The 18735-nt window shown below is 68.6% G+C and carries 16 protein-coding genes and 1 pseudogene; 7 read left to right on the forward strand and 10 right to left on the reverse strand.

Going from position 1 to position 18735, the window contains the following annotated elements:
• Positions 1-1377: 1377 nt before the first annotated feature.
• Entirely contained in the window at positions 1378-2172 is a 795-nt protein-coding gene (locus tag ACFU95_RS32855; RefSeq protein ID WP_383835133.1) for a GntR family transcriptional regulator, read from the reverse strand.
• 261 nt (positions 2173-2433) lie between these two features.
• On the opposite strand from ACFU95_RS32855, the gene ACFU95_RS32860 reads away from it, so the two are divergent.
• From ACFU95_RS32860 to ACFU95_RS32885, 6 genes are all read left to right on the forward strand, one after another.
• A complete protein-coding gene (locus tag ACFU95_RS32860) occupies positions 2434-2820 on the forward strand; it encodes a hypothetical protein (protein ID WP_383835136.1) in 387 nt (128 codons plus the stop codon).
• Entirely contained in the window at positions 2820-3284 is a 465-nt protein-coding gene (locus tag ACFU95_RS32865; RefSeq protein WP_383835139.1) for a hypothetical protein, read from the forward strand. Before ACFU95_RS32860 ends, ACFU95_RS32865 begins: the two co-directional genes overlap by 1 nt.
• On the forward strand, positions 3284-4621 hold the full coding sequence (locus tag ACFU95_RS32870) for an FtsK/SpoIIIE domain-containing protein (protein WP_383835142.1): 1338 nt from the start codon (positions 3284-3286) through the stop codon (positions 4619-4621). Before ACFU95_RS32865 ends, ACFU95_RS32870 begins: the two co-directional genes overlap by 1 nt.
• Positions 4618-4809, forward strand: coding sequence for a hypothetical protein (locus ACFU95_RS32875; protein WP_383835145.1), 192 nt, complete (start codon positions 4618-4620; stop codon positions 4807-4809). The genes ACFU95_RS32870 and ACFU95_RS32875 overlap by 4 nt, the downstream gene beginning before the upstream one ends.
• Positions 4810-4874: 65 nt before the next feature.
• On the forward strand, positions 4875-5210 hold the full coding sequence (locus tag ACFU95_RS32880; RefSeq protein WP_383835148.1) for an SH3 domain-containing protein: 336 nt from the start codon (positions 4875-4877) through the stop codon (positions 5208-5210).
• A gap of 149 nt (positions 5211-5359) precedes the next feature.
• The gene (locus ACFU95_RS32885) at positions 5360-6808 is read left to right on the forward strand and encodes a replication initiator (protein WP_383835150.1); all 1449 of its coding nucleotides are present in this window, start codon (positions 5360-5362) and stop codon (positions 6806-6808) included.
• Positions 6809-6969: 161 nt separating this feature from the next.
• On the opposite strand, the gene ACFU95_RS32890 is transcribed toward ACFU95_RS32885, so the two are convergent.
• The 9 genes and pseudogenes from ACFU95_RS32890 to mshD form a co-directional block, all read right to left on the reverse strand.
• Positions 6970-8700: a recombinase family protein gene (locus tag ACFU95_RS32890; protein WP_383835153.1), complete on the reverse strand. Its 1731-nt coding sequence runs from the start codon at positions 8698-8700 to the stop codon at positions 6970-6972.
• A 40-nt stretch (positions 8701-8740) separates the two neighbouring features.
• Positions 8741-8854: pseudogene (locus ACFU95_RS32895) on the reverse strand (DNA mismatch repair protein MutT); the annotation flags it as partial.
• 43 nt (positions 8855-8897) lie between these two features.
• Positions 8898-10010, reverse strand: a complete 1113-nt coding sequence (locus ACFU95_RS32900) for a CHAD domain-containing protein (protein ID WP_383835156.1) — start codon at positions 10008-10010, stop codon at positions 8898-8900.
• Positions 9991-12225, reverse strand: a complete 2235-nt coding sequence (locus tag ACFU95_RS32905) for an RNA degradosome polyphosphate kinase (RefSeq protein WP_383835159.1) — start codon at positions 12223-12225, stop codon at positions 9991-9993. The genes ACFU95_RS32900 and ACFU95_RS32905 overlap by 20 nt, the downstream gene beginning before the upstream one ends.
• A 292-nt stretch (positions 12226-12517) precedes the next feature.
• Positions 12518-13429, reverse strand: a complete 912-nt coding sequence (locus ACFU95_RS32910) for a hypothetical protein (protein ID WP_383835162.1) — start codon at positions 13427-13429, stop codon at positions 12518-12520.
• On the reverse strand, positions 13426-14427 hold the full coding sequence (locus tag ACFU95_RS32915; protein ID WP_383835165.1) for an ABC transporter permease: 1002 nt from the start codon (positions 14425-14427) through the stop codon (positions 13426-13428). The genes ACFU95_RS32910 and ACFU95_RS32915 overlap by 4 nt, the downstream gene beginning before the upstream one ends.
• Complete coding sequence (locus tag ACFU95_RS32920) at positions 14424-15311, reverse strand: ABC transporter ATP-binding protein (RefSeq protein WP_383835168.1); 888 nt, start codon at positions 15309-15311, stop codon at positions 14424-14426. Before ACFU95_RS32920 ends, ACFU95_RS32915 begins: the two co-directional genes overlap by 4 nt.
• Positions 15308-15694 (reverse strand): GntR family transcriptional regulator, encoded by a 387-nt coding sequence (locus ACFU95_RS32925; protein WP_383835171.1) that lies wholly within the window; start codon positions 15692-15694, stop codon positions 15308-15310. The genes ACFU95_RS32920 and ACFU95_RS32925 overlap by 4 nt, the downstream gene beginning before the upstream one ends.
• A gap of 124 nt (positions 15695-15818) precedes the next feature.
• Positions 15819-16745, reverse strand: coding sequence for a mycothiol synthase (mshD, locus tag ACFU95_RS32930; protein ID WP_383835174.1), 927 nt, complete (start codon positions 16743-16745; stop codon positions 15819-15821).
• A gap of 145 nt (positions 16746-16890) precedes the next feature.
• On the opposite strand from mshD, the gene ACFU95_RS32935 reads away from it, so the two are divergent.
• The gene (locus tag ACFU95_RS32935) at positions 16891-18702 is read left to right on the forward strand and encodes a bifunctional metallophosphatase/5'-nucleotidase (protein ID WP_383835177.1); all 1812 of its coding nucleotides are present in this window, start codon (positions 16891-16893) and stop codon (positions 18700-18702) included.
• Positions 18703-18735 lie beyond the last annotated feature (33 nt).

The following is an 18735-nucleotide window of genomic DNA, read 5'->3' on the forward strand; positions in this document are numbered from 1 at the left end:
GTCCGGGGAGGTATCCGGCCGCCAGTGGGGAAGCTCGCGGCCACAGAGTGCTAGATAAACGGCCGCCTACGGGGAGTATCCACTGGCCGCCGTCACGGGTGGTCTGAGCCGGCACCCCTCGACGGGGGAAAGATGCTGATCACGTGCGTGGTGACCTCACGCGCGCACGGAGATAGGCCACGACGAAACCGGCATTCGCGCGTGAGGTTGCCACGCTGGGCGGGGTCCAGGGGCGCGCTATAGCGTCCTTGGTACCACCGGCCTCAACGCTCGTATTGGCAGGCACCTAAGCGTCAACTACGGGCAATCCAACGCGTGCAGGACGAACAGTGCCCTAGTCTTGTGTCATGGGCCACAACGAGCGTCCCTCACCCCCCTGGCGGTCTTTTCGTACGCGGGAGCTTCAGGAAGATCTAAACAGGGCGCGAGATGAAGCGCGTTCACTGGCGGCGGGCAGTGCGCCCCAACTGTGGCGCGTACCCCCTCGCAATACGGCGTTCACCGGCCGTGAGCCTGCTCTCGTTGAAGCCCTCCGGAACCGGGATTGGAAGGCCTGGCTAGAGTCCGTCCGATCCCTTCGGACGCAGTCCGATACACCTCCGTTTAAGCAGCACCTCATTCGGCTGCTACTTAGGATCGCCAAGCTGGTTACGGCTCTTCGCGCGGCGCTGCGACCGCCCACGCGCGTCGGCGATGCCGCTGATCACACTTCTTGCGGACGCATGCGACTAGCAGCCCCCCGGGTCCCCCGGGCGCCCGGTCTGCTCCCCTCCCGGCTTGAACGCCAAGGGTGGGGCGGCTCACACATGTGCCTTTCGGGAGAGGCTCAAGCGGCCTAGTCGAGCCGCCCCCGGGTTGTTAACCGGAGGGCGCATCAGTGTCCCAGATCTTCGAACTTCTGCCAGGGACCCCTTGGTGGGCTATCTGGCTTCTTGCCTTCCCTCTCGTTTGCTCCTCGTGTCTGGCGATGATCATCAGGCTCCTCGTTCCTCGGCCGGAGGATCGCACTGAGCTGTGGCGCATCGTCCTGGAACACCGACGGAAGCGAAAGCGGTAGCGGCGGTGTTTTGCCACGGCGAGCGGTGTCGGCCTTGCTGTATGGACCAGCAAGTAAGCGGGCGGAATTGGCGCTCGTGCTGAGGGGAGTGTGGGGCTTGTCGGTCGTGTGGCTCGCCTCGTGACTGACCGAGCAGACGACAAAGCCCCCTGCGACGAAACCGCGGGGGGCTTCTCTGTTTGGTCCGGGGTGGCTTGCGGTGTCGGGCGGCTGGCCGTCCGGACGGGACCGGCCGGAGGCCGCATGCCCGGCCGAGGCGGCCAGGGCCGCCCGGCGCGCCGAAGGCGCGCCCTTGAGCAAGTAAAGAGAAGTTGGACCGATCAGGAACGGCGGCGGACGGTGCGCTTGGCGGCGGCCTTCGTCGGCGTCACGGGGAAGGTGAGCTGACAGGCGGCGGCGGGTGCCTTGAGCTCCTCGCACAGCAGAGGGCGGTCCTGGTCGGCGTCGGCGGTCACGCGGTAGGCGATCAGCAGAGGGCTGGAGTCGCTGATACCGAGGGCGGCGCTCTCGTCCGGGTACGGGGTGCGGGCGGTGACGTGCTCGGTGAAGGACAGGCTGAGGCCGGCGTCGGCAAGCTGCCGGTACAGGTCGGCTACCTCGGCGTCGGGCTGCTCGGCGAGTGTGGGCACGTCGGCTGCGGTGGCGAGCGGGATGAGGACACGGTGAGCGATGCGGGCGCCGGTTGCCGGGTCGTAGAGCATGCGGTCGACGTTGATGGCGTCCTGGTCCTGCTGGTCCAGCAGGACTGCCGGGGGTCCGTCCAGCACGATCCGGCTGACAGCGGGAGCTTCCGTCTGCTTCGTCTCCGGAAGGCTCCAACTCCCCTTTGCCGTACGCTGGATGGACCGTTCGATGCGGGTGGCGGGAAGGACTCCGCTGACAGCAAGAACGATGCTTCCCTTGCCCTGCTGTGACTCGACCAGCCCCATGCGGCGCAGCTCGGCCACGGCGGAGCGCGCGGTGTGCTTGCCGACCCCGTACATCTCCACCATCTGACTCTCCGACGGCAGAAGGTCGCCCGCCTGGTAGCGGCCCTTGCGGATGTCGTCGGCCATGCGCTGAGCCACCTGCATGTACATGGAGGGGGCGCGTTCGATGTGCTCTCGGGCTGCCATGGCTGCTGTCCTTCTGCGTCGTCCAACGCGGACTCGACACCTGCGGGGCGAGTCGTCGTGCCGCGTTCCTTGTCAGTGGGTCGTGCTATAGGGCGCGTGGTGCACTCATGAGGATAAGTGGTTGGTCGACTGGCGCATAGATCGGAACCACTCATCCGGATAAGCGGTTGACTTGATTCCGTCGTTCGGGTGATGATGGGCCGTCTCAACCCATCCGGACAAGTGGTCCGATGGGTGTGTTCTGGGATGAGGTGAACCCCCTTGGAAAACAAGCCGATCGATGTGGCACGGCTGGGCGCCATCCGCTGCCTGATCGCTCCCGAACCGCGTACGACACAGGAAGGTGATCAGCGCAGGGACCGTGAAGGAAACCCGCTGTGGATCACGGGTCTGGTCGTCCGCCAGCAGGAAGGGCGGCGGCTGGAAGAGATCCACGTGACGACCGTTGGTCAGCCGCAGGGCCTCACAGAGGGCGGTGAGGTCAAACTCACGAACCTGTGGGCGCGTGACTGGGCGCTGGAGGGCCGGACCGGTACCACCTACCGGGCCGACTCGATCACACCCGCGACGGGCTCCGGCGGCGGCTCGGCCACGGCAGCTGCGGCGGCTGCTGGTCCGCGCGGGAAGTCGTCGGGCGGTGATTCCTGATGGAACGCTACTTCTGGCACATCAGCGGCCCTCAGGGCGACGGGCTGGCCTGCGTGGTGTGCGGCGCTAGCTTCCTGGACACGCGAGTGACGTCGGTGCAGGTGGGCCGCAACCCGGCCGATGAGTCACCGGTGTTCGCCTGCAAGAAGCCGTGCGCGGTGGTGCTCGCCGAGGATGCCGAACGGATGGCGCGTCAGATGCGGACGGCGGCCGGTCTGGACGACGCGGACGTGCCCGACGGTGATGACGATCCGGTGTTCTGCGTCGACGGTCACTTCGGCTCGCTGCTGCGGGACCTGCGGACGCTCGCCGGTACTGAGGCGCTGCTGACCACGTCCGACGACGTCACCACCATCCGGTTCCTCCTCTCCCTGACGGCCCGTCACGCCGAGACGGCCATGATGCGCGCGCGGCTCGTGCTGGCGCGCACCAAGGCGCCGGACACGAAGGACGGTGACGCCTGATGCCCGCCTCTCTGGTGGTGTGGATCCTGACGGCGCTGATCATCGTGGGCGTGCTCACCCAGAAGTGGTGGGAACCGCGTCTGGAGGCGCGGGGTTTCCCGGTACGGCGGTGGCCGTGGCGCTGGTGGCTGGTCGGCTACCCGGCAACCGCGCTGCGGATCGTGACGACCTGGCGGCGGCTGGCCTACCTCAACCATCTCTCGGTGAGCATGGCGCCGGACCGTCGGGTGATCGGCCGTGACCTCGTGGTGCAGGGCCAGGCCCTCAAGCCGAAGCCTCCCCGGCTGTCCTGGCCCATGCCTACGGCTACCGGGCTGAGGCTGCGGGTGTTGCTGCATCCGGGGCAGACTCCGGCGCCGTTCTACGCGGCGGCCCGCGCCATGGAACACACATGGCGCGTGCACAGTGTGCGCGTCACCTCGCCTCGTCGGGGACAGGTGGTCATCGACGTCACGGCCAGGGATCCGCTCGCCGAGGATGCCCCCTCCGTCCGTTCGCCGGCACACGTGCTCCTCGCCGCTGACGTGGGCGTTTCCGAGGACGGCGGTCCGTGGCTGATCGACCTGCGGCGCACTCCCCACTGGCTCGTCACAGGGGCCACGCAGTCGGGAAAGTCGTCCCTCCTGGCGGCCCTGGTGCTCGCGCTGGCGCCTCAGCGGGTTGCCCTGGTCGGCATCGACTGCAAGGGCGGCATGGAGCTTGGGCTGTTCGGCGGACGCCTTTCCGCCCTGGCGGTCGACCGGACACAGGCGCTCGGCGTGCTCTCCGGCGTGGTCGACGAGATCCAGGCACGCATGAAGTGGTGCCGCTCCTGGGACAAACGATCGGTCTGGGAACTGACCGAGGAACAACAGCCCGTGCCCCTGGTCGTGATCGTCGACGAACTGGCAGAGCTGTACCTGACGGACGGCTCCCGCGAATCACGGGACGAAGCGGAGCAGTGCGGAACCCTGCTGCTGCGCATCGCCCAACTCGGCGCGGCCCTCGGCGTGCACCTGGTCGTTGCCGGGCAACGCGTCGGCTCCGATCTCGGTCCCCGCGTGACCGCGCTGCGCGCTCAGCTCGGCGGCCGCGTCGCCCACCGTGCACATGACGCGGCGTCGGCCGAGATGACCTTGGGCGACATCAACCCGGACGCCGTGATCACCGCGCAGAACATCACCGAGGACGAACAGGGCGTGGCCGTCGTCGCCATGGGCGGCCGGTGGATGCGCGCACGCTCCCGCCCCCTCTCCACCGCCGAGGCGGCCGAGATCGGCCGGACCGATCCGCCCGTGAATCCGTTCCTGACCCAACCCGACCCCGTGACATTCGAGAAAGGGGGAGTAGCGGCATGACACAGACACATATCTGGGTGATCGACTCATTCCTGTTCCTGTACGTCGTCCTGACTTCGCGGTCACGGGAAATCCGGGCCTATCAGGCAACGCTGATCGCCCTCTTCGGGTTTCTTCTCGCAGGAACGCCGTTCTCCTATCCCGTCTGGGCCATCATCCAGGCCATCGGAAGCCTCTTTTTCGGCTGACACCGAAAAAGAACACCAGGGGCGGCACAAGGTCACCTCGAAACACTCTCAAAGGAGCAAACGCAATGCAGATCCGTCGTAACCTCGCCCGCTCTCTCGCGGCAAGCGTGCTAGGCCTGAGCGTTATCGGGGCCGGTATAGCCATCGCCCCGACCGCTTCGGCTGCTTCCCTGCCGAAAGATTGCCTGGAGGTCTATCAGGTCAACAAGAAGATGACGGAAGCCGTGCACCTTCGCAAGGGGCCTGGAAAGAAGTACACGTCTCTCGGAATTCTTTCCAAGGGAACCCGCTTCATCAACTACTGCACAAAGGACTTCTATTGGTACTACGGAAAGGTCACCAGCGGCCCCAACAAGGGACGGAAAGGCTGGGTCACCATCGCCTACATGAAGGACGCATGACTGCGTTGACTGCCATGCGGAAGTCAATCAAGCGGCACGGGTGCTCCGCTTCTGGCTGATCAAAGCTGAGTCGCATTCATAGCTGAGACAAGTCAAAGCAGGAGTTGACCGATGACCGCCGTTCCCGTACCCCGCGAAAGGGGGCCACCGTGTACCCGATATCAGATGAGGCGCGGCGCTCAGTCCTCAATGAGGCTGAGCGTCTGCGCCTTCTCTCTCCCACCGAACGCGACCTTATCCGGCTCGTCCACGAACCTGGATTCCCGCGCTGGCTCGAACAGATCAAATCCATTGGCGGCTGCGCCCACCCGATCTACCTCGCCGGACACACCACCACCCGTGACGCGGTCACGGGCGAGGTCCTGAGGCACTACGACACAAGCGACGAACCCGGTGGCCGTATGCCGGTGCGCTGCCGCAACCGGCGAGAGACGCGCTGCGAACCGTGCTCCTACCTGCACGCGGGCGACACCTTCCACCTGGTCCGCTCCGGCCTCCTCGGCGGCAAGGGCGTCACAGCCGACGTGCAGCGTCACCCCCGGCTCTTCGTCACCCTCACCGCTCCCTCGTTCGGCGCCGTGCACCGTGCGAGCGGCCCTGACGGGGCCCTATGCCGCCCTCGACGGGATCGCGGATTCTGCGAACACGGGCGGCCTCTCGGCTGTGGCCAAAAGCACGACGACACTGATTCTGAGGTGGGTCAGCCGCTGTGCCCGGACTGCTACGACTACGCCGGACACGTCCTGTGGCACGCTTCCGCCGGCGCACTATGGAACCGCTTCTGCCGCACGCTTCGGCGCCATCTGGCAACTGCCGCAGGAATCACGCAAACCCGTCTGCGCGAACACCTGACGGTGTCCTTCGCGAAAGTCGCCGAATACCAAAAGCGGGGGGCCGTCCACTTCCATGCGGTCATCCGCCTCGACGGGCCTGACGGCCCTTCCTCGACCCCGCCCCCGTGGGCCACGACCGAACTCCTCGATGGCGCCGCGCGGTCGGCCGCTGATCAGGTAGAGGTGCGCACACCGTATTCCCCGGCAACCGGTGAGCGCGTCATCAAGTGGGGAAAGCAGCTCGACGTTCACCCGATCCGCAGCGATGCATTCACCGAATCATCGGCAGTGACCGACGACGCCGTTGCGGCGTACGTCGCGAAATACGTCTCCAAGAGCGTCGGCGACGCGGGCGGCATCGACTACCGCATAGACGACTTCGAAAGTATCCGCCTGGCCCCGGTGAATGCCCACCTGCGCGCTCTCATGGCTGCCTGCTGGCGCCTGGGCGGCCTGCTGGAACTGGAGGACTTCAGGCTCCGGGCCTGGGCTCACACGCTTGGCTTCCGGGGCCACGTCCTCACCAAATCCCGCCAGTACTCCACCACCTACGGAGCACTCCGCGCGGTCCGGGCCGACCACCAGGGCGGCGGCCTGCTCGCCCTGGAGGACACAGATACCGTCACCGAATCCGCCTGGCGCTACGTCGGCTCCGGGCACACGCCGGCCGAAGCGGACTTCGCAGTCGGCATAGCCGAAGACCTAGTCAGCCTCCGCGAGATCAGAAGGGACATGATCGCCGAGGGGTGGAAGTATGCCGTGTGAGGACGCGGGTTACTCCCATTCCAATGATGCGATAAACGATTCTGAGGACGGGGCGATAGGGGTGACCCCCGACGCGAGGTCGGGGGTATGGGCCGGAAGGTCTGCTGTCCCGATAGACGAATGGGTTCAGGTTCAGCTAGCAAATGCGCCTGAACCGGGTCCTATGCAACGTCGGAGTTTGAGGGCGATTCTTGGTCTCGACTCTGAGTCTTAGCATGCTTTTCCTTGCGCCAAGAGACTTGCAAGAGGTTGGGATCGAATGGGGCCTTGTCGCCTCGTCCTTCAGGCACTGGCAGAACCACAGAAGATGTGAGGACCTGAGCGATGGCTTCCTTCTTCTCGTCCAGTTCCATTTGGTGCCACTTGTTTCGACTCCAGCCACGAAGGAGATTCCTCTTTGCCTCTGTCCTGAGGTGGTCCAGCTCCTCTTCCTCCAGCGTTTTGATGTTCCTATTGAGACGCGTGATCATGTCATGTACGTCGTCCCAATCGGACTCTCCTTTTACCACGGAGTCTTTGATTTTCTTCCGCTGACTGACGAGCTCGGACAGCTTCTTCTTACCCCGCCATGGTGTGATCTTAGGCTTGGTTCCCGAAAAGTGCTTGTCCAGATAGGACAGTACTAGTTCCTCAAGGTACGCATCTACGGGTGCTACACGGCGGCCAACACCCTTGCAGTTGGCGTCACCGCATCGGTAATAGTCGCCATACTTGGCATTCTTTCCGGTGGCTTTATTGCCGGTCAACTTTGAATAGCACACCTCATCGAGGTCATTGATTCGCCCGCAGCGAAGGATCCCTGAAAAAAGGTACTTTCCAACCCGGGTGTCCTCGCCCTCTGTAGCTTTGGCAGTGTGCGGATTGGCCATTCCTCGGTGCAAGCGGTTCGCGCGCACGTCGGCCATGATCTGTTTCCAGGTTTCGTAGTCGACCTTGTCAGCCTCGGAGTCGGCGTACTCCCACTTGCCTAGTTTGGGCTTTCCTGTATCGGGATCTTTAACGAGTTCCCCGTCAAGGATCCGGCCGCCCCACCAGGCGGGATTGGTGACGGCTCCCTTGACGCCTTGTTCGGACCATTTTCCGCCCCGAGCGGTGAGAATGGGGTTCCCGTTCTCATCTTTCTCCCGGTTGATCCAGCCTGTGATATGCCGCCAAGAACGGCCGTCCTGCCGCTTCTTGATCATCTTGATCAGGTGGGACCATTCGTTGGGGTTCTTGATTTCGTTGTTCAGGCGGCCTTCTCGTTTGTCTGCTCCGAGCCAGCCGAACCGGCGAGGGCCGCCAGGGACGCCCCCTTCCTCGGCCCGGTCCTTGGCGTTGCGCTTTGTCCTCTTCCGAACCTTGCGAACTTCTGCCTCGCCCGTTCCGGAGGTCACCAGGCCGGCGATGATCGTGCCGTCATCGTCTACGAGATTCAGGGGGGTCTTGTCTTCGATGAAGGTCCCTGTCCCGTTCAGGACCAACGCGTCCTGGAGGGCGACGAAGTCACGGGGGAGTCGGTATACCCGCTCGCGTTCCACCGCGACACAGCCCTTGAGCGGGATACCTGTCTCTTCCTCGTGACCGTGGGTGATGTCTTTGATCATTTGGAGGAACGCGGGACGGACGACCTCGCGCTTGGCTGCGGTGATGTTGTTGTCCTCGTAGCACACGACGACGGCGCAGCCGTGCAGGGCTGCGTTACGTGCGTTGTTTTTGTGCTGGCGGCTTACGCCGATCGCGTCACCCTTCAGCCGGTCGGCAGAGATGCGGGCCATGGACGCGATGGGCGTCCTCCCGCCTAGCCACTCCTCAACCGAGCCCCCCTGTGCCAAGTGTGCTTGCAGCTCAGGAGCGACGTAGGAGCGGGAGAACGTCTTTGACGGCCGTGCCGGGTTCCTGGTGTCGATCATGCGTCGGCATCGTAGTGCACCGTGATTAGTGATGCTACGATTCGTCGTATTTCGGCCGGTGGATCAGGCATATCTCCAGCTCACCGTCTACTGGTGAGCGCCGCCACAGGACGCAGCCGGCCGCCTGGACGGTGAGGTCGTTCGCGTGCGTCACCGGGGATGCCTCCTTCTGCTCGGTGGCCCTGATGCGGGGGTGCCTAGGGGGTGCCCACCGTCTGCCGCTGCCAGCACTGCTGGAACGCGAACCGCGCGGCCTCCACCTCGTGCCGCTGGTCGGCGTGCAGTACACCGAGGGCGTACGCCGTCGCCGGCGCGATCCTCGGGGTGCGGGCCGCCTGGGCCGCGGCGGCCGCCGCCTCGGAGGCGTCGCGGTGCCGGTTGAGGGACTGGCCGGTCCCCAGCAGCCGTACGTCCACCGGCTCGCTGTCGCCGTGCAGGACCTCGCGGGCGTAGCGGTGCAGGCGCAGCAGCAGGCGGACCTGGTGCCAGGGCGCGTCCTGCGGATGCGGGGCCGGGTCCGGGGACAGGCCGTGGATCAGGGCCTCCGCGTTGTAGGGGTGGCCCGCGGTCACCAGCGGCAGCGCCGTCACCGCGTCGGTGAGCCGCTCCTCGGCGGCGGCCGCGAGCGGGCGCAGGTCGGCGACGGCCGCGGCCGGGGTGAGGGGGACCTCGCTGGCCAGTACGGCGATGTTGTCGGCCACGGCGTGGAAACGGGAGGAGCCGAGCGCCTGGAGGGCGGTGCTGTGCGCGCGGGTCCGGGCGAGGGTGAGCTGGCGGTCGAGCAGGGCGCCCGCCTTGGCCGCGCCCACGGTGAGGTTGCCGCGGTCCGGGGTGGCCGCCGGGTGGGTGGGGGGCCCGGCGGGGGACGGTGCCCCCTTCTGCGGTGCGGGGACCCCGTCGGTCACGTCGGCGATGTCGGCGACGCCCGACTGCGCCGGCAGCACCGTGGCCCCCGACAACCGGTGCAGTGCCAGCAGCAGGCGTTCCAGGCGGGCCGCGTACGCGTGTTCCATGGCCAGCGTTCCCGACACCCAGGCCAGTTCGGGGCGGATCGCCTCCGACCAGTCGGTGTCCACCAAGGGGCGGAACGTGTGCAGGCTGGCGCTGATGCGGCGGGCCGAGCGGCGCAGGGCCCGGGCCGCGTCGACGGACTCCGCCGAGCCGCCCGCGGCCGCCCCCGCACCGGTCTCCCGGTGCAGGCGCAGGGCTCGCAGGAACTCGGTGGCCTGGGCACGCAGGTAGCCCGCGAGGGCGTCCCCGGTCACAGCCCCGGCCATGGGGTCCGTCGGATCAAGGTGTTGCTGTGCCACGCCGGCGCCTCCGGGCGTCTATGAGCATCTCCTGGACGTTGCGCAGGGGCTGGCCCTCCGCGTCCGTCGCGTGCCGGGTCCACTCGCCGTCCGGGCCGAGATGCCAGGACGCGGTGGTGTCGGACATACCGGTCTCCAGGAGCCGGTTGAGCGCGGCGCGGTGGGCCGGGTCCGTGACCCTGACCAGGGCTTCGATACGGCGGTCGAGGTTGCGGTGCATCATGTCGGCGCTGCCGATCCACACCTCGGGTTCGCCGCCGTTGCCGAAGCCGAAGACCCGGGAGTGTTCGAGGAAGCGGCCGAGGACCGAGCGGACGCGGATGTTCTCCGACAGTCCTGCCACGCCCGGGCGGATCGCGCAGATGCCGCGGACCCAGATGTCGACCGGGACGCCCGCCTGGGACGCGGCGTAGCAGGCGTCGATGAGCGCCTCGTCGACGATGGAGTTGGCCTTGATGCGGACGTGGGCGGGACGCCCGGCACGGTGGTGCTGGACCTCCTTGTTGATCCGCGAGATCAGGCCGTCGCGCAGGGACTTGGGGGCCACGAGCAGCCGGCGGTACGTCTCCCGGCGCGAGTAGCCGGAGAGCCGGTTGAACAGGTCGGACAGGTCCGCGCCGACCTGCGGGTCGGCCGTCAGCAGACCCAGGTCCTCGTACAGCCGTGCCGTCTTCGGGTGGTAGTTGCCGGTGCCGACGTGGCTGTAGCGCCGTAGCGTCTCGCCCTCCTGGCGGACCACCAGCGACAGCTTGCAGTGGGTCTTCAGGCCGACGAGGCCGTAGACGACATGGCAGCCGGCCTCCTCCAGCTTGCGCGCCCACTTGATGTTGGCGTGCTCGTCGAAGCGGGCCTTGATCTCGACCAGGACGAGGACCTGCTTGCCGGCCTCGGCGGCGTCGATGAGCGCGTTGACTATGGGGGAGTCGCCGGACGTCCGGTACAGGGTCTGCTTGATCGCGAGGACGTCCGGGTCGTCGGCCGCCTGCTCCAGGAACGCCTGCACGGACGTGGAGAAGGAGTCGTACGGGTGGTGGAGGAGGACGTCCCGGTTGCGCAGGGCGGCGAAGATGTCCGGCGCGGACGCCGACTCCACCTCGGCGAGATCGCGGTGGGTGCCCGCGACGAACTTCGGGTACTTCAGTTCGGGCCGGTCGATGGAGGCGATGCGGAAGAGACCCGTGAGGTCCAGGGGGCCGGTCAGCGGGTAGACCTCGGCCTCGCTGATCTTCAGCTCGCGCACCAGCAGGTCCAGGACCTCCTGGTTGATGTTCTCCTCGACCTCCAGGCGCACCGGCGGCCCGAAGCGGCGCCGCATGAGCTCCTTCTCCAGGGCCTGGAGCAGGTTCTCGGCGTCGTCCTCCTCGACCTCCAGGTCCTCGTTGCGGGTGACCCGGAAGGCGTGGTGCTCCAGCACCTCCATGCCCGGGAACAGCTCCTCCAGGTGGGCGCCGATGACGTCCTCCAGCGGGACGAACCGGCCGGGGGAGGCCTCCAGGAAGCGGGAGAGCAGCGGCGGCACCTTCACGCGGGCGAAGTGCGGGGTGCCGGTGACGGGGTTGCGGACCCGTACGGCCAGGTTCAGGGAGAGCCCGGAGATGTAGGGGAACGGGTGCGCCGGGTCGACCGCCAGCGGGGTCAGGACCGGGAAGATCTGGTGCCGGAAGAGGGTGAAAAGGCGGGCCTGCTCCTTCTCCGTGAGCTCGTTCCAGCGGACCAGGTGGATGGCCTCTTCCGCGAGGGAGGGGGCGACGTCCTCGTGGTAGCAGGCGGCGTGCCGGGCCATCAGCTCGCGGGAGCGGGCCCAGATCATCTCCAGGACCTCGCGGGGCTGCAGGCCGGACGCGGACCGGGTGGCGACACCGGTGGCGATACGGCGCTTCAGACCGGCCACCCGGACCATGAAGAACTCGTCCAGGTTGCTGGCGAAGATCGCCAGGAAGTTCGCCCGTTCGAGGAGCGGGGTGTTGGGGTCCTCGGCGAGTTCGAGGACCCGCTCGTTGAACGCGAGCCAGCTGCGCTCCCGGTCCAGGAACCGGCCCTGGGGCAGCTGGACACCTTCGATCTCGGTGACCTCGTACGCGTCGAGGTCGGCGTCGATGTCCGGTTCCAGATCGGAGACGACCGCCGAGACCGTGTGCGGGCGGTGCGCCGCTATGGAGCCCACGGAGGGCTGCGCGTGCTGGACCTTTGCCTGGGCGTTGGAGGACTGGCTCATGTGCCCATTGTTCCGCGTTGCGAGCATTACGGGCGCGTCGGAAGCGGCGGGCGGGAGCGTGATCGGGAGGCGTCGGGCCTCCCCGTTCCCCGCGTTCCCCTCAGGGGGCGGCGAAGGCTCTGGCACGGCGGGCGTCATTGACTGAGCGTCGCAAGCCCGTCTGAACCAATGGTTACGGAGACATGGCGTGCGGGATAGCGGGGGGCGGCTCGCGGGCGTCTACGTGACGGGTCGTCTGTCCGGCCCGTACGTCCCTCCCCCCGTGGAGGGACGTACGGGCCGGAGGCCGGGGTCACGGCATACGGCGGCGCAGCAGCCGGAAGGCGGCGAATGTCGCCACCGCGGCCACGGCGAGCAGGATGCCGGTCTCGACGTACTGGAGGGGCCAGAAGTGGGACCGGGGGTGGTACGTCGCCCGGGTGAGGCCGTCGTTCCAGCCCCTCTGCCAGGCCGAGCGGGGTAGCTCGAAGCCGCCCGGTTCGACGCGGGTGACCGTGGGCCAGAGGTCTGCGCGGTAGCGCTCCAGCACGTTGTAGAGGAGCAGCGTGGCTGCGAAGCCCACGCCGGCGGCGGGCAGCGCCCGGCGCCAGAGCAGCCCGGCGAGCGCACCGAGGGCGAGCCCCGCGAGGGGGTAGGCGACGACAGTCGGCCCGGTGACGATGAAGACGTCCGAGTAGTACCAGTCCCCGCCCAGGTCGGGGCCGTCGTGTTGCCGGGCCCACAGGTTCAGCAGGGCGACTCCGCCGGTGCCGGTGGTGAGCAGGACGGCCGGGACGGCGAGCTTGGCCGCCAGCCATCGCGCCGGGGTGACCGATTGGGTCCAGGCGAGCTGAGCGGTGCCGTTCTCCAGCTCGCGGGCGATGAGTGCGCCGCCCGACCAGGCGGCCACGGGGAAGATCACGAACGACAGGCTTGTGGCGAGCAGCCCGATGAAGAAGGTGTACGTGTCGGTGGTGGCCGCATCGATGGACGCGCAGGAGGGCAGGCCCTCGACGGCGACCGGTTCGGCGCACCCGCCCATACCCCTGCGCGCCTCGTCGCCGATGGCGTACATCCAGACCAGGCACCCCGACGCGACGGCCAGGGCGAGCCCCCCGAAGACCAGGGCCGTGCGGTGCAGCCGCAGCACGGTCCAGACCAGGCCGCTCGGCCCGCGCCGGGTGCGGGTGGCCGGGGCGGTCGCGGCGCTGAGCGCGGTGGTCATACGGCGGCTCCGGTGCGGCGCTTGAGCAGCCGGAAGGCGATCGCGACCGCCAGCGCCGCGACGGCGAGGGCGATGCCGGTCTCCACCAGCTGGAGGGGCCAGAAGTGGGAGGACGGGTGGTAGTCGCGGTAGAAGCCGACGATGTCGTGCTCGGCGAGGCACTTGGTGTCGTCGACGCAGATGGGGTCCGCGACGCGGGCGCCGGTGGAGGTGAGGGCGCCCTCGTCGACGACCATGCCGATGTACGCCGGGTACTCGTGCCTGTTCGTGAGCGTCTGCAGCGGCCACAGGTACGGGCGCAGCGTGCCGAGCACGGTCGTCAGGAGCGCCAGGCCGACGACCGCCAGTCCGGCGGCGGGCAGGGCGCGGCGCTGGAGCAGGCCCGCCAGGACGCCGACGGCGAGGCCGAGGAGGGCGTAGGAGATGCCGAGGGTGCCGTTGGCTTCGAAGGTGGTGCCCTCGTACCAGCTGCGCGAGCCCATCGCCGTTCGCAGTTGGCCGTCCGCCGACCACAGCGTGCGGTGCAGCAGCGTGAGCACGAGCATGCCGGTGGTGAGGAGGGCGGCCGGGACGGCCAGCTTGGCGGCCAGCCAGCGGGCCGGGGAGACGGACTGCGTCCACGCCAACTGGGCGGTACCGCTCTCCAGTTCACGCCCGATGAGCGCGGCGCCCGCCCAGGCGGCGGTGAGGAACGGCGCGAGGCCGAGGAGTCCGGCGCCGACGCGGACGGCCGTGTCGTACATGCTGTAGGCGGGGCCCAGGGCGTCGCAGCCCAGGCCGGGGTCGTTCGTGTCGCAGTGCAGGGTGCGGTACTCGGACCAGGCGGCGTCCGCGCCCGGACCGTACGCCCACAGCAGTGCTCCCGCGCCGACGGCCACCAGCAGCACCCAGAACCACAGCGCCCAGCGGTGCAGCCGCAGCATCGCCCAGAGCAGGCCGCGCGGGCCCCGGGCGGGCGTGACGGCGGCGGACGTCTCGATGGTCGTCACGGCGGTCATACGGCGGCCTCCCGCACGTCGTCGAGGCGCAGGGCCGGAGCCCCGGGGACGCGCAGGTGTGCCAGGACCAGCTCCTCCAGGGTCGGGACGGTGCTCTGCCAGCCGTCGCCGAGGGCGCCCTCGGGCCGTACGAGAGCGGTGACCTGACGTCCTGTCGTACGGGACTCGACGACGGTGTGCGGGTCCAGGGACGCGTCGGCCCGGCCCGTGACGAGGCGGTGCGCGGCGAGCACGTCGTCCAGCGGGCCGGAGAGGCGGACGCGGCCGGCGCCGAGCAGCAGGAGGTGGTCGCAGGCGCCCTCCAGCTCGGCCACGACGTGCGAGGACATGACAACCGTGGTGCCGTGCTCGGCGGCGTCGGCCATGAGCGCCGCCATCAGCTGGTGCCGGGCGAGCGGGTCGAGGTCGGCCATCGGCTCGTCCAGGAGCAGCAGTTCGGGGCGCTTGCCGAGGGCGAGCGCGAGGGCGACTCGGGTGCGCTGGCCGCCGGAGAGCGTACGGATCTTCGCGTCCGCGGCGAGGTCGCCCTCGGCGACGATCCGCTCGGCGACCCGGTCGTCCCAGCGGCGCGGGTTCAGCTCGCGGCCGAAGCGCAGGGTGTCGGCGACGGTGAGCTGGGGGTGCAGGGGCTTGTCCTGGGCGACGTATGCGAGCCGCTCGCGGACGGCCGCCGGGGTCTGGCCGAGGACGGTGATCGTGCCCTCGGTGGGCCGCAGCAGTCCGGCGGCGAGGGACAGCAGCGTCGACTTGCCCGCGCCGTTCGGCCCGACGACGGCGCACACGCTGCCCGCCGGGAGGCGGAAGGCGCAGTCGTCCAGCGCGGCCGTGCGGCGGCGCCCGAACCTCCTGGTCAGCGCGGCCGCCTCGATGGCGGTCTCGGTCATGAGTCGTCCCCCTTGAAGTACGTGTCCAGTACGGACGTGAAAAGCGCGTCGACGTCGTCGCGGTCCAGCCCGGCCTCGCGGGCCCGTGCGGCCCATGCGTCCAGGTCGGTGCGCAGCGGCGAGTCGGCCGGTGCGGTGTTCAGCCCGCGCCGTACGAACGTGCCGAGCCCCCGGCGCGCCTCGACCAGGCCCTCGCGTTCCAGTTCGCGGTAGGCCTTGAGGACGGTGTTGGGGTTGATGGCGGTGGCCTCGACGACCTCACGGGCCGTGGGCAGCTTGTCGCCCGGCTCCAACAGGCCCAGGCGCAGCGCCTGTTTGGTCTGCTGGACGATCTGGACGTAGGTGGCGACGCCCGAGCGCCGGTCGATGCGGTACTCGACCATCCGTTCCACCACCCTTTCACTAATTGAGTAGTGAAAGGGTGGTGCAAGAGAAGGGGCGGCGTCAAGGTCGCCGCCCCTTCTGGGAGCTATCTGCGCTTTGAGGGAGTCCCTTTGCTCCGAAGTGTCAGGTCTCCGTGCGGTACATCAGGTCCGTCTCGTACGTCGTGAACCCGAGTCGCTCGTACACCGACACCGCCGCCTTGTTGTCCGCGTCGACGTAGAGCATCGCCGTGGGCAGCCCCTGTGCCGCCAGATGCCGCAGGCCGATCGTGGTCAGCGCCTTGCCCAGGCCGCCGCCCTGCGCTCCCGGGCGCACCCCGAGGACGTACACCTCGCCGAGCCCCTCCTCCGCGTGGACCTTCGTCCAGTGGAAGCCGATGAGCTCGCCCTCCCGTTCCGCCAGGAAGAACCCCGCCGGGTCGAACCACGACTCGGCCTCGCGGTCGTCGAGGTCGCGCTGGGCGAGGGAGCCCTGCTCGGGGTGGTGGGCGAAGGCGGCGGCGTTCACGGCGAGCCAGGCCGCGTCGTCCTCGCCGGGCACGAAGGCGCGGACCGTCACGCCCTCGGGGAGCACCGGGTCCGGCAGCGCCAGGTCCGCCAACGGGCGCCGCATCTGGCGCAGTTCGCGGAAGAGGGTCAGGCCGAGGACCTGGGAGAGGTGACGGGCGGCGGAGTGGCCGCCGTGGGCCCACACCCGCAGCCGCTTGCCGGACGCGGCGAGGAGGGCCGAGCCCAGCGCGCGGCCGTGCCCGTGGCCGCGGTGCGCGGGGTGGACGACCAGTTCGGCGGCCGGGGCCTCCACCGGGTCGGTGTCCTCCAGCTGGGCGTATCCGACGAGTTCGCCGGCGGCGGTCAGCAGCAGATGCGACACGCCTTCGCGCTCGCCCCCGCGCAGCTGGAGCCGTCCCTGCTCGGACACCGCCTGCTGCCCGTCGTTCCGGGCGGCCTCCGTGAGCAGTTCCCGTACGGCCTCGGTCTGCTCCGGGGAGAGCGCGGAGTGGGTCTCGATGGAACGGGTCGGGAGGGGAGGTGCGGTGTCGTCGCTGGTCATGCGTACGAGGGTAAGGCGCGGTTCGGGCAAAGTCCCGGCACAGAAGCAATCAAGGTGTAACCGGGAACCCCCTGTCGCGCTACGCGCGTTGACTCTAGGCTGCCGCCCGACGGGGCCATGTCACTCACGACTCACAGGGGGGCGGATGTCAGCCACATCCCACCAGCACCACAGCAGACGCCGTACGTACGCGTTCGTCGCGGCCGCAGCAGGACTCGCCACCGTCGGCGCGCTGGCCGCGGCGCTCCCCGCCACGGCGACGCCGGAGAGCGCGGGCAAGGGCGGTCACGGGCATCAGTTCAGCCGCTACCAGGACGTCCAACTGCTGTCCTTCAACGACCTGCACGGCAACCTGGAGCCGCCGGCCGGCTCCTCCGGCCGGGTCACCGAACTGCAGCCGGACGGCACCACGAAGACCGTCGACGCGGGCGGCGTGGAGTACCTCGCCACGCATCTGCGCCAGGCGCGCGAGGGTGAGAAGTACTCGATCACCGCGGCCGGCGGCGACATGGTCGGCGCCTCTCCGCTGATCTCGGGCCTCTTCCACGACGAGCCCACCATCGAGGCGCTGAACAAGCTCGACCTGGACGTGACGAGCGTCGGCAACCACGAGTTCGACGAGGGTGCCAGGGAACTGGCCCGCCTCCAGAACGGCGGCTGCCACCCGACGGCCGGCTGCTACACGGACAAGAAGTTCAAGGGCGCCGACTTCCCGTACCTCGCCGCGAACGCCCTCGACGAGAAGACCGGCAAGCCGATCCTCAAGCCCTACTGGGTGTGGAAGAAGAAGGACGTCAAGGTCGGCTTCATCGGCGTGACCCTGGAGGACACCCCGGGTGTCGTCTCCGCGGAGGGCGTGAAGGGCCTGAAGTTCAAGGACGAGGTCGAGACGATCAACAAGTACGCCAAGGTGCTCCAGCGCCAGGGCGTGAAGTCGATCGTCGCCCTCATCCACGAGGGCGGGGCCCCGGCCTCGGCGTCGTACAACTACGACTGCGACGCGCCCGGCGCGGGCGACGGTATCTCCGGCCCGATCGTCGACATCGCCAAGAACGTCACCCCGCAGGTCGACGCGCTGGTCACCGGCCACACGCACGCCGCGTACGTCTGCACGATCGACGACCCGGCGGGCAAGCCGCGCATGGTCACGTCGGCCGCGTCCTTCGGCCGCCTCTACACCGACACGACGCTGACGTACGACCGCTTCACCGGCGACATCGCCCGTACGGCCGTGAAGTCGGCGAACCACGTGGTCACCCGGGACGTCCCCAAGGCGCCCGACATGACCCGGCTGATCGACAAGTGGAACACCCTCGCGGCGCCCATCGGCAACCGCGCGATCGGCTACATATCCGGCGATATCGGCAACATCGGCACCGAGTCCCCGATCGGCGACCTGATAGCCGACGCGCAGCTGGCGCACGGCAAGGAACTGGACCCGGAGACGGATCTGGCGCTGATGAACCCGGGCGGCGTCCGGGCGCCGCTGACCTACGCGGCCAAGGGCGGTGAGGGCGACGGCGTGGTGACCTACGCCGAGGGCTTCACGGTGCAGCCGTTCTCCAACACGGTGAACCTCCAGGACTTCACCGGCGCGCAGCTGATCCAGGTGCTCAAGGAGCAGGTGAGCGGCACGAACGCGGCGGCGCCGAAGGTCCTCCAGCCCTCCGCGGGGCTGACGTACACGCTGGACCTGACGAAGTCGGGCGCCGACCGGGTGGTGACGGACTCCATCAAGCTGAACGGTGCGGCCATCGACCCGACGGCCACCTACCGCGTCGCCACCAACAGCTTCCTCGCGGGCGGCGGCGACGGTTTCCCGACGCTGGGCCAGGGCACGAACGACCTGGTCGGCTCGGACGACCTGACGGCGCTGGAGAAGTACCTGACGGCCAACTCCTCGGCCGCGAACCCGATCGCGCCGCCGGCGGCGAACCGGATCACCGTCGTGAAGTAGTTCAACGCGGTAGTGGGTGAACCGGCGTGAACT

The sequence above is a fragment of the Streptomyces sp. NPDC057623 genome, assembly GCF_042800355.1.
Classification (GTDB): Bacteria; Actinomycetota; Actinomycetes; order Streptomycetales; family Streptomycetaceae; genus Streptomyces.

Coding starts and splice junctions, on each gene's coding strand:
- ACFU95_RS32855 (WP_383835133.1), bottom strand. CDS start 2,172: ATGGCAGCCCGAGAGCACATCGAACGCGCCCCCTCCATGTACATGCAG.
- ACFU95_RS32865 (WP_383835139.1), top strand. CDS start 2,820: ATGGAACGCTACTTCTGGCACATCAGCGGCCCTCAGGGCGACGGGCTG.
- ACFU95_RS32870 (WP_383835142.1), top strand. CDS start 3,284: ATGCCCGCCTCTCTGGTGGTGTGGATCCTGACGGCGCTGATCATCGTG.
- ACFU95_RS32875 (WP_383835145.1), top strand. CDS start 4,618: ATGACACAGACACATATCTGGGTGATCGACTCATTCCTGTTCCTGTAC.
- ACFU95_RS32880 (WP_383835148.1), top strand. CDS start 4,875: ATGCAGATCCGTCGTAACCTCGCCCGCTCTCTCGCGGCAAGCGTGCTA.
- ACFU95_RS32890 (WP_383835153.1), bottom strand. CDS start 8,700: ATGATCGACACCAGGAACCCGGCACGGCCGTCAAAGACGTTCTCCCGC.
- ACFU95_RS32905 (WP_383835159.1), bottom strand. CDS start 12,225: ATGAGCCAGTCCTCCAACGCCCAGGCAAAGGTCCAGCACGCGCAGCCC.
- ACFU95_RS32910 (WP_383835162.1), bottom strand. CDS start 13,429: ATGACCACCGCGCTCAGCGCCGCGACCGCCCCGGCCACCCGCACCCGG.
- ACFU95_RS32915 (WP_383835165.1), bottom strand. CDS start 14,427: ATGACCGCCGTGACGACCATCGAGACGTCCGCCGCCGTCACGCCCGCC.
- ACFU95_RS32920 (WP_383835168.1), bottom strand. CDS start 15,311: ATGACCGAGACCGCCATCGAGGCGGCCGCGCTGACCAGGAGGTTCGGG.
- ACFU95_RS32925 (WP_383835171.1), bottom strand. CDS start 15,694: ATGGTCGAGTACCGCATCGACCGGCGCTCGGGCGTCGCCACCTACGTC.
- mshD (WP_383835174.1), bottom strand. CDS start 16,745: ATGACCAGCGACGACACCGCACCTCCCCTCCCGACCCGTTCCATCGAG.
- ACFU95_RS32935 (WP_383835177.1), top strand. CDS start 16,891: ATGTCAGCCACATCCCACCAGCACCACAGCAGACGCCGTACGTACGCG.